Origin of the sequence: Natrarchaeobaculum aegyptiacum (genome assembly GCF_002156705.1) — an archaeon.
Taxonomy (GTDB): Archaea; Halobacteriota; Halobacteria; order Halobacteriales; family Natrialbaceae; genus Natrarchaeobaculum; species Natrarchaeobaculum aegyptiacum.
The window spans coordinates 2,922,417-2,935,016 of record NZ_CP019893.1 but is presented as its reverse complement, the minus strand read 5'-3'; the positions used below and the strand labels follow the sequence as shown (position 1 = coordinate 2,935,016).

The window sequence follows — 12,600 nt, the reverse complement described above, 5'->3', positions numbered from 1 at the left end:
CGGTTCGGTCGTGTGCACACTGTGCGATCGGTTCGCCCGCTCTCGGCCGTCGAAACGGCGATTCTGTCGAGGCCAGTCGCTGTATGGACGTGGGTCACGGCCCGTTCATTGGTCAGAATCCGGGCATCAGTTCGGCTGGACCGACGACGCCGTACTCGCCAGCGCGGTTCCGACGGACGCCGGCTTTCAGGTAGCCCAGCGCCGGGCCGTTGACGTTCGCTGCCATACTCGTCGCGTCGCCGAGCTGGAAGGTGTTAGTCGCCGTCTCGCCGTCGAAGGTGCGACCGGTCACGCGGACCGTGGTCGTCGTCGGCTTCTCGTCGTTTCGGACGTCTAGAACGCCGCCGACAGTGACGTCCGCGGCGTCACAGACACCCGCGCGCTCGAGGAGCACGTCGTCGGCGTGTTCCATGTCCTCGAACTCGAGGACGCCGTCGTGGTCGTCGACGATAGCCTCGATGTCGTCCTCGGAGAGGCTGCGGGCCGTCTCGAGGTCGTACTCTGGAAGGTGGGCGATGTCCTCGCGGACGGTGCCGCGGTTGTCCTCGTAGCCGGACTCGAGGCCGACGCCCCACCAGATGTCGACGTCGGTGATCTCGACGAACGACTGGGCGGCCAGCGCTGCCGCACCCGTGAGGAGGCCGGGTGTCGCGCCAGCTCCGCAGACGAACGTGATACCGGCCTGTTCGAGGGTCTCGCTACGCTCGTCGAGCATGCCGATAACGCGCGAACGCTTGAGAACGTCGATCAGAACGCCGGAGTAGCCGCCCTCGACGAACCGGTCTGCGGTCCGCGGGATGAAGTCGTGTTCGTAGTTCGGCAACGCGAGCAAGACGGCGTCGATGGCCTCGCCGTGGTCGATGATCTCCTGGATCGGGTCCTCGCTTGGATGGGCCTGCGCGGAGGCGACCACGCCCTCGCCCTCACCGTGCTGTTTGACGCCGCCGGAGGCCGTGGCTCCGTCACCCTCGGCGACAGCGCCGCCGTCGGTGGCGACGTCCTCGCCCTGTGGCCCGCTGTCGATGTTCCCTTCCGTCGCCTCGAGCAGTTCGTCGACGTCGAGGCCCGCTGAATCGATGGCGACGCCGTGGCGATCACACGCCGCCACGGGGGTGAGGGCGTCCTTGTGTTGACTGACCTCGAGTGCTCGTCGGCCGATTCCACCGGTTCCCAGTACTGCGAAAGTGATGTCGTCCATGTGTCGTGTGTCGTCTGCGTGTGTCGTGTTGTGGAGCGGACTCTCGTCTCGCTGGTCGTCGGTTCTCAGTCGTCGCTCGATTCGACAGCCGTACTCGCCGCCGTCTCGGTCGAATCGTCAGTTCCCGTCGTGCCGTCGGGCGACGCCGCGTCGACGCCGTGGCGGGCCTTGACCGCGTCGGGATCGAAGTCGTTGACCGCGCGGTTGGGCTCGAGGCCCGCGCGCTCGACGATCGCGATGTCCTCGCCGGGTGACTGTCCCTCGGTGGTGAGGTAGTCGCCGGTGAGCAACCCGTCGGCACCAGCCTCGAGCGGCAGGTGCTGTTCGTCTGGCTCGAGATTGACCTCGCGGCCGCCGGTGAGCCGCACCCGCGCTTCGGGGTGGAGCAGCCGGTAGACCGCCACCGTCTTCACGATCTCGTCGGTCGAGAGCGGTGTCGCTCGCTCGGCCAGTGGCGTCCCCTCGATGGGATTGAGTACGTTCACCGGGAGCGAGGAAACCCCGATCTCCTGCAGCGCGATCGCTGCGTCGACGCGATCGGTCGGCGTCTCGCCCATGCCGAGGATGACCCCCGCACAGAGGTCCATCCCGGCGTCTCTGGCCACCTCGAGTGTCTCGACCCGATCCTCGAAGCTGTGGGTACCGACGACCTCGGGGAAGTACCGCGGCGAGGTCTCGATGTTGTGATTGTAGTGGCGGATGCCCTCTTCGGCGAGGATCGCGGCCTCTTCCTCCGTGAGGATTCCCAGCGAGGCGTCGATTTCGAGGTCACATTGCTCGCGGACGAGTCGAATCGCCTCGAGGACCTCCTGCCACTCTTCTGGCCGACGTTCCTTCGAGACGCCCTTCTCGGCGACGACGATGCCGAAGCGCTGGGCACCGTCGGCCTCGGCTCGTCTGGCTGCCTCGAGGACCTTCTCCGGACCGAGGAAGCCGTAGGTGTCGATGCCGGTGTCGAAGTGGACCGACTGCGCACAGAAGCCACAGTCTTCCGCACAGTTGCCCGCCTTCGCGTTGACGATCGAGCAGGCGTCGACCGTGCCGTCGCCGAAGTGATCGCGCACGACGGCACCGGCCTCCGCGAGCGGCTCGACCGGCTGGGCGATCAGCGCGATCCCGTCGGTCCGATCGAGTCGCTCGCCGGCGAGCACCCGCTCGAGTGCGTCGTCGACCGTCTCGTTTCCAGTCTCGTAAACCACACCTAGTCGAGTGGTTGACGAGAATATAATGGTTGTGGATAGTCACGAATGTTGCGACGATATGCGGGTGATCGCACACGCGTGAATGGATAACCTGACAGCCCGCCGCTTCAGATGGCGTACTTCGGCGGTAGAGGAACTTACTTGAGAGTATCGTACTTTCAAGTATCATACTTCGAAGTACGATCTCGAGCGTTCGGTCGACAACGCCCTATTCCCCTTCCTCGAGTTCGCGCGTCGAAATCTCGTAGGTCTCGCCGTCGTACTCGTAGTGGCCGTCCTCCCGACTGCCGAAGATCGGGTAGGTGCCGTCGTACTCCTCGAGGCGAACGCGATCGGCGTCGTGCTCGCGCGCGAGGGCGATCACGTCCCGAAGCTGGTCGTTCCGGAGTACGGTCTCGGTGATCATCGGCGTTCCCTCGACGTCATCGTCGACGCGCTCGAGTTCGTAGGCACCGAGCCGCGAGTGGTCACTTTCCGGGTCCCCACGCGTCGACCGTGCGACGAGGACGCCGTCGTCCCACTTCGTTTTCGTCACCTCGCCGGTCGGCGTCAGTTCGAGTTCGTCGGCTTCGAGTTCGAAACGGGCGCAGAACCCGACTCGTTCGTCGGAGTCGTCGAACCAGCCGTCCGTCCCGAAGGCGTACTCGCCACCGCCGAGGCCGGAGATTGGATCGCGGTCGGCGTACGTCTGCGACCGTTCGATGGCGGTCCCACCCTCGACGCCGTCGTTGTCGACCGAGAGGTGCCACTCGTGACTCTCGCGCGGGAGAAGGCTGTGCAGCGGCAGAATGACATCGTGAGGGGCGAGGAAGTACCACTCACCGTCTACGCGCTTGTGCAGCCGCCAGTTGGACTGGTTGTGCGAGAACTCGCTGGAGGACTCGTTTCGCAGGGAGAACGTGATCCGTTCGGTCTCACCGATCGAGTCGGTCGACGGCTCGAGGTAGATGGGAACCTCGTCGGGATCGATCTCGCGGTAGGCGACGAGCCAGTCGACGTCGTAGTCGGGGCAGCTTCCGGCGTTCTCTCCGGCCGAGGGGAGCGAGTCGGTCGGATTCTCGAACTGGCCACGGGTCGCGTCCTCGACACGGCTCAGGCAGCCGGCGACTGCGGTGGTGGCGGTGACGACAGTGCTTCCGGCGAGGGCGAGGAGGGAGCGGCGAGACGGACGGACCATGGAACTGGTCGAACGCGAACAGGTAAGAATTTTGTCTTGGCTGGGCGACGACCGGCGTTACCGTGGCGTCTCCGCGCCCCACTTCTCGAGGGCCGTCTCCAGCTCCGCGTGTTCTGCTGCGTACTCCTCGAGGGCGACTCCCTCAACCGAGGCGTCGATGGCCTGCCGAAGTGCTTTCGCACCGGCGTGAGTCCCGTCCGGGTGGCCGTGGATGCCGCCGCCGGCCTGGACGATGATGTCGGTCCCGAGCGCCTCGAGTAACTGGTCGACGACGCCGGGGTGGAGTCCGCCGGAGGCGACGGGGAGCACCGGCTCGAGGCCGTACAGATCGCCGGTGAGCCACTCGTTGATCCCCGGTGTGTCCTCGTTCGCGAGTTTGCCCAGTCCCGCGGTGCCAGTGTGGATGTGGTCGACGCCGGTGAGGCGGGCGATCTGTGCGAGCACGCGCATCGAGACGCCGTGGTGGGGAAGGCGGTCGAAGGCGGCGTGCATGGCACGGTGGGCGTGGATCGCCAGCCCGTGGTCGTCACAGCGCTGGCGGACGCTCTGGACGGCCGACCAGCCGCAGGTGATGACGTCGACCATGACGAACCCGCCGCCGTGGTCGGCCACGAGGTCGACGCGCTCGAGCATCTCGGTGGTCTCACCGGTGACGTTCACGAGGTAGTCCTTGCGTTCGCCGACGTCTTCCTGGACGCGGTCGCGGGCGGCCAGACTCTCGGCGAGGCGGTCCTCGAAGGGGTTGAACTCCTGGTCGGTGAGGTTCTCGTCGTCTTTGAGGAGGTCGATGCCGCCGCGCCAGGCCTCCTCGCCGACGCGGACGTGGGCCTCGGTCGAGAGTCCGACCTTGGGCTTGGGAACCGTCGCCAGCACCGGCCGGTCGCCGGCGTCGAGCTTTTCGTGGGCGACACTGGTCCCGAACTGGGGACCCGGAAAGCTCTGGGCGAGCCCCTCGGGCCAGTGGCAGTCGAGCAGTCGGATCGTGTCGACGGCTTTCATCCCCATGATGTTCCCGGCGATACACGAGAGGATCTGGGGCATGCTTCCGGGCTCGAACAGTTCTTCGGGGTAGGCGACGGTGACCCGGTCGCCATCTATGTCGCAAGCAACCGCGCCGAGATGCGTTAACTCGTCCTCGTCGACGTGAAGGGCTGCCCACGTGCCGTTCGAAGACTCCGAGGCGACCCGACTCGCCGCCGCCTCCATCGACATCCCCTCGGCCGGTTCGAGCCGAAAGTCACAGACGAGGTCCGACGCCGCCGGTTCGTACGCGAGGTCCAGAAAGTCGTCGTACTCGATTCCAGTCATAACGTCCTCGAGATTGGACGCGGCGGCTCTTATAGTGTTGGCCAATCGCCGTCGGTCGAAAACACCGCAAGGCGTCAGACGACCCGGTCAGTTCCCACCACCCAGTATCGGGTGGTGAATACTATTCCCCGGTGATAGATTTCTGCGTATGGACCACGTTCTCGTTCCGCTGGACGACTTCGAACCCGCTCGAGCGGCCCTCGAACACACCTGTCAGTCCTATCAGGATGCGGAAATTACCGTTGTACACGTGGCCGATCCGACCGACACCCACCTGTACACCGAACTCACCGGTGGACTGCGGTCGACTACGGAATCTGATTATCGTGAGGCGACCGAAGAGCTGTTTCGAGAGGCCCGAACGATCGCAACCGGGTACGACCGAACGATCGAGACCGACCAGCGAGTCGGCAAACCCGGCAAAGAGATCGTTCGTGCGGCCGAGAATCTCGAAGTCGACCACATCGTCGTGGGAAGTCACGGTCGCTCGATGACGAGTCGCGTTCTACTCGGAAGCGTCGCAGAGTACGTCGTTCGCCGCGCGCCAGTTTCGGTGACCGTCATCCGCTGACCCAACTGGAGGTGATTATCGGGTGAACAGGCGCAAAAACTCGCCCTTCACAGTAGTTTCGGTTCAACGTAGACGGCCGAGCGAAGTTGGTTGACTGACTGACCTGGATTGTAATGCTGCGACTTTAGCTGAAGGAGAGGGCGCTAAGCCCCCGTCCTCAAGGAGCGACCGAAGGGAGTGAGCAGGGCGGGGATACAGCGCCCGCGCGAGTTACAAGCATCTTCAATCAGAGTCCTTAACTAACAATAATTCGTAGACGCTACCACGTCGTATGAAGTACAGTCCACGCTACCGACTCTTCCCAAACGAAGAGCAACGCGAAGCGATGGACTGACAATGCGACACCGTACGACAATTATACAACCACGCGCTCAGAGAATTCAACAAGATACCCGAAGACGCTGGGACGCTCCGGCAGCGCGTCTGGATGGTCCGCGACACCATCCCCGAACTGAAAAACTGGTGGTCAGACCTGAACAAAATCTACTCCACCGTCTTACAGAAAGCCGTTGAACGCATCCGTGACAACATCAACAGCCTCGGGGAACTCAAAGCGCAAGGCTAGGACGTAGGATCGCTGAACTGGAAATCTCCACGAGAATTCAGGAGTTTCACATACCGTCAATCCGGCTTCGAACTCGACAAGAAGAGTGGCCCCGACGGACACGCACTCCTCACGCTCAAAAAACTCAAAGGCGAAACCCGCGAGATTCCAGTTCGCTTCCACCGCGACCTCCCAGACCATAGCGTAATCAAAGAGCTTACGCTGAAAAAAGACGCAACGGGCGAGTGGTACGCGTCTTTCACCATCGACACCGACGCCCCCGAGAAACCCGAGTCCGAAGCCATCGGCCCTGAAGACACGGTGGGACTCGACCTCGGCGTGCTGAACTTCATCCACGACAGTGCTGGACGTTCGGTGGACCGTCTCGACTTATCGGGTGACCGCGAACGCCTCGAACGCGAGCAACGCTCGCTATCACGGAAACAGCAAGGCTCGAACAACTGGGAGAAACAACGTCAACGCGTTGCTGAGGTTCATGCACGTATGTCGAACAAGAAACGGGACTTCAAGCACAAGCTCGCGCATTTCTACACCACCGAGTACGACGCAGTGTTCGTCGAAGACCTCAACGTCAGGAGAATACTTGAGACCTCGCAGAACGCCCGGACCAAGGCTGAAATCGGCTGGCGCGACTTCCTCACCATCCTCGAACATCACGGCGACAAGAACGGCTGTCACGTCGTTGAAGTCGAAGCGCGAGGCACGACAAAAGAATGTGCTGAGTGCGGTGTGGAAACCGAGAAGCCGCTGTGGGTTCGAGAGCATTCCTGTCCAGCGTGTGGTTTTGAAATCGACCGTGATTGGAACGCTGCGTTCAACGTCCAGCAACGCGGCTGGACTCGACTAGGAGTGGTTCACTCCGAAGACACGCCTGCGGAGACTGCGACCGCTGTGGATACGCTCGCCGTGTCTGCAAGTCGCGTTTGTCGAGGGAACCTCGACAGGCTGTCAGACGCAGTCTGACAACGTCGTTGATTCAGGAAGCCCCTGCCTCAAGGAAGCGGCGAAAGCCGCTGAGTAGGCAGGGGTAGTTCACGGGCAAAACAGAACGGGAGGAAGCGAACAAACGCCGCCAGCAGTGGTTTTTCCTGAGCGTTTTGACTCGGTTACGGCGTTCTGACCGATCAGCTCGGTCGGACCGACCACTTTCTACCCGTAGTCAGTCACAACAACGAATTCCCTGAAGACACGCATCGAGATCGACGGCTTCTCCGGGATAACACCATCAGAGACGAGTACATTCGTGAGGATCCACAGATTGTACATTGAAACCACGAACAGGAAGAAAAGAGCCGTACAGAGAACGTCGGCGACGACGTTCTCAGGAGAAAGTCACCGACCTGGCGGTAGGAGATCTCGATTCCCCAGCGGTGGCGGAACGCCGACGCGTACGCTCTCGCGGACCCCAGGCTCGAGGTTGAGATTCGTGACAAACCAGACATGCTCGTCCTCGGTCGATCGATGTGGGACCGGAAACACGGTCACGGCAGCTGAGGCGGTTGACTCACGCTTCCGCTGCATGAGATAGTCGTCGATAACCGTCTCAGCACCGGCGCTGAGACGGGCTTTCATCCCGTTGCTCAGGCGTGCACGGATGATGTAATCGACGCCAAGTTGCTCGAGTTCCGGAACGACGTGAACCTGATAGAACCCGCTATCGAGGAAGAGGTGTCTGATCGAGATGCGGTACCCAATCCGGGAGCGATCAGCGTGCCAGCAGCCGCACCGACCGGCCCGCAGGTCGCACCGATCGCACCCTTGCCAGTTGCCTTGCCCAAGTGCTCGGTGAGTGACCGGCGCTCCTGATCTGGTTGATGATCTCCTGCTGGTTTTCGACCAGCGTGCCGACCGTCTCCACCAGATCACCGTCCTCGAGTTCTTGAAACTCGAGGCCATCGTCACTCTTCTGCTCGGAACTGCCGATGCCAGGGATTGTTCGGAAACCGATGATAGTGCACCTTTGACCGAGCGCTGAATGTGGACGCCCGTCCCCGTCCGGTTGACCACCAACGGTTCGCCACCATTCAGCGCTTGTTCCGCCGCCTGGTCGGCTTCGTGCTCTAACTGCGGATCAGGATCGATCTCGAGATCCGCCCCCTCTTGAGGCATCATCGAAATCGGCGCACCGCCGTTTTGCTGTGTGGCGTGCGCCAGAAGGTGCTGCCCCTCCGGACTCTCTGGGTCGTACTCGCCTGCGTTGAAGACGATGTCGTTGCCGCAGGTAAAGGCTCGAGCATCGATCGCTTCGGCGGCTTTCGCTGCAGTGCCGCCCGTGTGAATTCTCACGTCCGAGAGATCCGCGTCCACGCGGTCTTCCAGTGCCTGCTGAACGGGTTTATTGAGCGACTTTCTGGGAGTACCCCACACGTCCAAGACCCGCTCCGGAACGTTTTGTGGATCGATCCCGGTGCCCTTGGTCATCCAATAGATGTTCGACCTGGCCTCCGGACCGTAGCCTCGACTCTCGAACGATGTGGGAACGCTGTCGGGAAATCGCACGCGGGTTGGCGCGGCCGACGCAGAGTCACTGCCGCTAGCAGTGGAACTCATTCGACGACTGCTCGATCGGTCGCCAGTGCGTCCCAGTCGATGTCTGCGCTGGGATCGTGGTAGCGCTGGTAGAAGTCGAACTGCGCGTACAACGTCGCGATCTGGTGACGACCGAGTCCTTTGATCCGAAACGGCTCGGGCGGGGTGACACCCATCCCAACGTAGGCGTCACGGACCTGACACAGCAGATTCCGGGAGAGCTGTGTCTGGAATTTATCGATGTCTTCGGGCACGTACGGGAGGACGTCGAATCGCGCGTCCGGATTTCGATCCAGGTCCGGCTGACCATTTCGGTCGTGGTGGTACTGGCCGGCTTCGTCGTCCCACCGGACGTGGACGCCCGAGACGGCTTCGATCGTCAGGTCTGACGCGTCTGGCACAGAAATTTCGGCCGGCGCGGCCTCCAGTAGCGTTGCAACGTGGTCTTCGATCGACTCACCTGGCGTGACGGATACATTTTCGACTTCGGTGTCGAGGGTGAGCAGGGCAACCATGGCCTCGTCAGATAGTCCGAGATAGACGTCCTGCTGGTAATTGACGTGGCCAGGTCGCACGCCGTCCGGCAGCGGGACTGGTCGCTCGACGTCGGTGGAGTGACTTCGGACTTGGTCGTACAGGTCGCCGAAGTGCTCCGCCACGGCGTCGGTGTCCAACTGTGCGACGGCACTTGCTGTGGCGAGTAATCGGGCTGGGTTGTGGCGCCACTCGATCGTGTCGTATCCTCGTTCCCGGGCGACGTAGTACTGAGCGTAGCGTCGGGATTGTTCGACGTATTCGTTTCCCTCCGGTGTGCGCTTGATGGCTTCGTCGGGGTACCCATCTTGGGAATGACCTCGAATATCACCATCTAATTCAACGGCAATTTTGTGCTTGACACCGTTGTTGTCGGTTACTCTAACACCGATCCATTCGTCTTCAATATCGATTATTTCGCCCTCCATATCCACTTAAGCCGGGTAGTCTCCAGTGTCACTCTGAACCATATCGGCTGCTTGGGAGGCAATCGTATCCACCCAGCTTTGGGGTGGATCGTGCTGGCCGATTTGGGCGATCAGGCCGTCTTGGCTGACGGCGTCACTGCGTAGCTGTCCGTCGACCTCGTCGCCTGCGGCGATCATTGCACTCGTCACTGCGTTGGCGTTCACCGCTGCAATGCCCGCCTTCTTGAAGACGCTAACCCAGTCGATCTCTTTGGCCTGGGTGACGACCCGTTCGAGGAGGTGCTGGGAGTCGATGGATTTCTCGACGTCGTCGCCCTCATAGAGAGTGTCGTACACCGACTCCCCTGAATTCCAGTCTTTCGACGCCCGCTGCACGTGTACGTCCGTCCCCATCCGATTGACCACTAGCGGCTCTTCTCCCGCCAGCGCCTGTTCGGCCGCCGCGTCGGCCTCGCGCTCGAGTTGCGGATCAGGGTCAATCTCGAGATCAGCGCCCTCCTGGGGCATCATCGAGATCGGCGCGCCACCGTTCTGTTGTGTGACGTGGGCGAGTTCGTGCGCGAGCAGGTGCTGACCTTCTGGCGAGTTCGGATCATATTTGGTGCACGACAGTTGCGATTCATCGAGTCAGGCGAATGCTCGCTGTTCCTCGGGATCGATATAGTTGGGATACATCTCGAGTCGGTTGTACTGTTCGGCGGCTTCGAAGCGGCCATAGCCGAGGACTCGGAATGGCCTGGGTGGTTCCAGTCCCATCCGAACGTAGCAATCACGGATCTGGCAGGCCAGATTGTGATTGACGTATTCCTGGAACTGGGCGAGGCTTTCGACGTCCATCACGGGCAGTTCCAGCAGCGCGTCGGGATCACGGTCGAAAGGTGCGTCGGGATCGGTGACGTGTTCTTCGCCACGGCCGTCGATGTAGGTCATGTGCAGCGGGGATGCACCCGCGATCTCGAGCCCTGGCGAGAGATCGGCGTCGGCCTCGTCAGCAAGCGCCCCAAGTTCCTGGGCAACGTCTCGCCAGCCAGCGAGGTCGGCGTCATCTTCCAGCGAGGCGTCCTCGAGAGAGTCTGTCGACAGCTCCAGACCGTGACGGGACGCGATAGCTGCGGCGACGTCGTCGAACTCCGTCTCTCGAGGGTCGAGCCCGAGGTACAACTGTTTGCGGTACAGTACCGAGTCGGTGTCTTTGGCTGCGACCGGAACGTCGATCACCCGGTCGACGTCGGGGTCATCGTAACTGCGGAGTTGCTGATAGAGGTCGCCACAGTACTGCTCGAACTCTTCCGGTGGGAGTGACGCGATGGCAACGCGGACCGCATTGAGCCGTTCGGGGTGGATCTCCGGCGGTACCGTGTCGTAGCCGCGCTCGCAGTAGACGTAATATTGGGCGAACCGACGGGCCTGTTCGACGTGTTCGTTGCCTTCGTCAGATCTTTTGGCTGCTTTATCCGGATAGCCGTCTTGGGAATGCCCTTGAATTTCTCCATCAAATCCAACGGCTACCGTGTGCGAGACCCCGTTATTGTCTGTGACCCGAACTCCCAACCCCATTTCGTCTTCGTCGATGATTTTTCCCTTCATAGTCAACCGAAGCGAGTGCTGCCAGTATCGACCCCACCGAAGCGCTGGCGGAGTTTCTCGTCGATTAGTTGGTCGATCGTCCCTCTGATACCCGAGAGGCAGTCAGCACTGACCTCGGGTACCTCGGCGTCTGCAATGGCGTCAGTGCCGCGGTCGTAGAGTTGGCCGTACAGGGTCTTCCCGAGATCGCTAGCCATGCCGCCAGCGATGGCACCGATAACTGGATTCGCCGTCACGGCACCGACTGCGAGTCCGACTGTCCCACCGACAGCACCTTTGCCCGTGGCCTCGCCGACCTTGTCGACCATCTCGCTCTGCTGGTCTTTGATGTGACTCATGATCTCGCGCTGGTTCTCGACCAGCGTGCCGACCGTCTCCGCCAGATCGCCGTCGTCGAGTTCCTGCAACTCGAGGTCATCGTCACTCTCCTGCTCGGAACTGCCGATGCCAGGGACCTGTTCGGCAACCGATGACAGTGCACCTTTGACCGACCGCTGAATGTGAACCTCGGCCCCCATCCGATTGACGACCAGCGGTTCCTCACCACTCAGCGCCTGTTCGGCCGCCGCGTCGGCCTCGCGCTCGAGTTGCGGATCAGGGTCAATCTCGAGGTCGGCACCCTCCTGGGGCATCATCGAGATCGGCGCACCGCCGTTCTGTTGTGTGACGTGGGCGAGTTCGTGCGCGAGCAAGTGCTGACCCTCCGGACTTTCGGGGTCGTACTCGCCCGAGTTGAACACGATATCGTTCCCGCAGGTAAACGCCTTCGCGTCGATCGCCTCAGCGGCTTTCGCTGCAGTGCCGCCCGTGTGAATGCGCACGTCCGAGAAATCGGCGTCCATCCGCTCCTCGAGGGCGCGCTGGACGGGCTGATCCAGCGGTTGGCCACCGTTGCTCAGCACGTCCAGAACCTTGCCGGGCACCTCGTCGATAGCTGTGTTGGTCCCCTCGAGCGAGCGCTGGATCTGAGCCTCGTCGCGACCGAACAGACGCGGGGCCGCCGAATCGGCGAGCTCCACAGCGCCAGCGGAGTGATCGAACGACGCTGCCTCGAGGTGGGTCTCCACCCGGGCATGCTCGAGAGCAGCAGCCGCCAGCGGTTTGGGGCTTCCATCCCGGACAGCAGCCGACGAAGACGTCGTGTCGGCTGTCTGTGCCTGTGACGTGTCGCTCGTCTCGTCGTCCGAGTCCGCGTTCCGGGAGCGTTTCCAGTTTGTCATCTCCCTTCCCTCCGGGAGCGGTCGGTGTGGCCACGATTGGAGATTCGATTGGACATACTTGTCTTGGTTTTTCTTCTAAGGTGAGTACCATAATTCTTTGCGTGATAACTACGTTATGTAAGGGCATGATGGCAGCGATACGTGGTTGGAGAGATGGAGAATTACCCCTTCTAACCGAGGAATAATTGGAATTCGATGAATATGCACACCGACTCGGGGGCCACTTGCGCGCGGAATTCGAGTGAATCAGCGTAATTCTCGAGTAATCAGTATTAGTTCGG

The 12,600-nt window shown here is 61.8% G+C and carries 10 protein-coding genes and 1 pseudogene; 2 read left to right on the top strand and 9 right to left on the bottom strand.

What is annotated here, in order from left to right; genetic code table 11:
- Positions 1-112: 112 nt before the first annotated feature.
- The 4 genes from bioU to rbcL all read right to left on the bottom strand — a co-directional run bounded on the left by bioU (position 113) and on the right by rbcL (position 4,885).
- A complete protein-coding gene (gene bioU, locus B1756_RS14295; RefSeq protein ID WP_086889146.1) occupies positions 113-1,198 on the bottom strand; it encodes a (S)-8-amino-7-oxononanoate synthase BioU in 1,086 nt (361 codons plus the stop codon).
- A gap of 65 nt (positions 1,199-1,263) precedes the next feature.
- Positions 1,264-2,397 (bottom strand): biotin synthase BioB, encoded by a 1,134-nt coding sequence (gene bioB / locus B1756_RS14290; protein WP_086889145.1) that lies wholly within the window; start codon positions 2,395-2,397, stop codon positions 1,264-1,266.
- Positions 2,398-2,608: 211 nt separating this feature from the next.
- The gene (locus B1756_RS14285; RefSeq protein WP_086889144.1) at positions 2,609-3,577 is read right to left on the bottom strand and encodes a hypothetical protein; all 969 of its coding nucleotides are present in this window, start codon (positions 3,575-3,577) and stop codon (positions 2,609-2,611) included.
- Positions 3,578-3,634: 57 nt separating this feature from the next.
- Entirely contained in the window at positions 3,635-4,885 is a 1,251-nt protein-coding gene (gene rbcL, locus B1756_RS14280; protein WP_086889143.1) for a type III ribulose-bisphosphate carboxylase, read from the bottom strand.
- 148 nt (positions 4,886-5,033) lie between these two features.
- On the opposite strand from rbcL, the gene B1756_RS14275 reads away from it, so the two are divergent.
- Together B1756_RS14275 and B1756_RS14270 are read left to right on the top strand one after the other, a co-directional pair.
- Positions 5,034-5,456, top strand: coding sequence for a universal stress protein (locus B1756_RS14275; protein ID WP_086889142.1), 423 nt, complete (start codon positions 5,034-5,036; stop codon positions 5,454-5,456).
- 577 nt (positions 5,457-6,033) lie between these two features.
- Complete coding sequence (locus B1756_RS14270) at positions 6,034-6,984, top strand: RNA-guided endonuclease InsQ/TnpB family protein (RefSeq protein WP_394340702.1); 951 nt, start codon at positions 6,034-6,036, stop codon at positions 6,982-6,984.
- A gap of 369 nt (positions 6,985-7,353) precedes the next feature.
- Here B1756_RS14270 and B1756_RS19915 read toward each other — a convergent pair whose 3' ends face one another.
- From B1756_RS19915 to B1756_RS14240, 5 genes and pseudogenes are all read right to left on the bottom strand, one after another.
- Complete coding sequence (locus B1756_RS19915) at positions 7,354-8,442, bottom strand: eCIS core domain-containing protein (RefSeq protein ID WP_228434388.1); 1,089 nt, start codon at positions 8,440-8,442, stop codon at positions 7,354-7,356.
- A 125-nt stretch (positions 8,443-8,567) separates the two neighbouring features.
- Complete coding sequence (locus B1756_RS14255; RefSeq protein ID WP_086889141.1) at positions 8,568-9,512, bottom strand: DUF7958 family protein; 945 nt, start codon at positions 9,510-9,512, stop codon at positions 8,568-8,570.
- Between the two features lie 357 nt (positions 9,513-9,869).
- A pseudogene (locus B1756_RS14250) lies at positions 9,870-10,112 on the bottom strand (eCIS core domain-containing protein); the annotation flags it as partial.
- Positions 10,113-10,139: 27 nt separating this feature from the next.
- Complete coding sequence (locus B1756_RS14245; RefSeq protein WP_086889140.1) at positions 10,140-11,099, bottom strand: DUF7958 family protein; 960 nt, start codon at positions 11,097-11,099, stop codon at positions 10,140-10,142.
- 2 nt (positions 11,100-11,101) lie between these two features.
- Positions 11,102-12,319: an eCIS core domain-containing protein gene (locus B1756_RS14240; protein ID WP_228434387.1), complete on the bottom strand. Its 1,218-nt coding sequence runs from the start codon at positions 12,317-12,319 to the stop codon at positions 11,102-11,104.
- Positions 12,320-12,600: the final 281 nt, after the last annotated feature.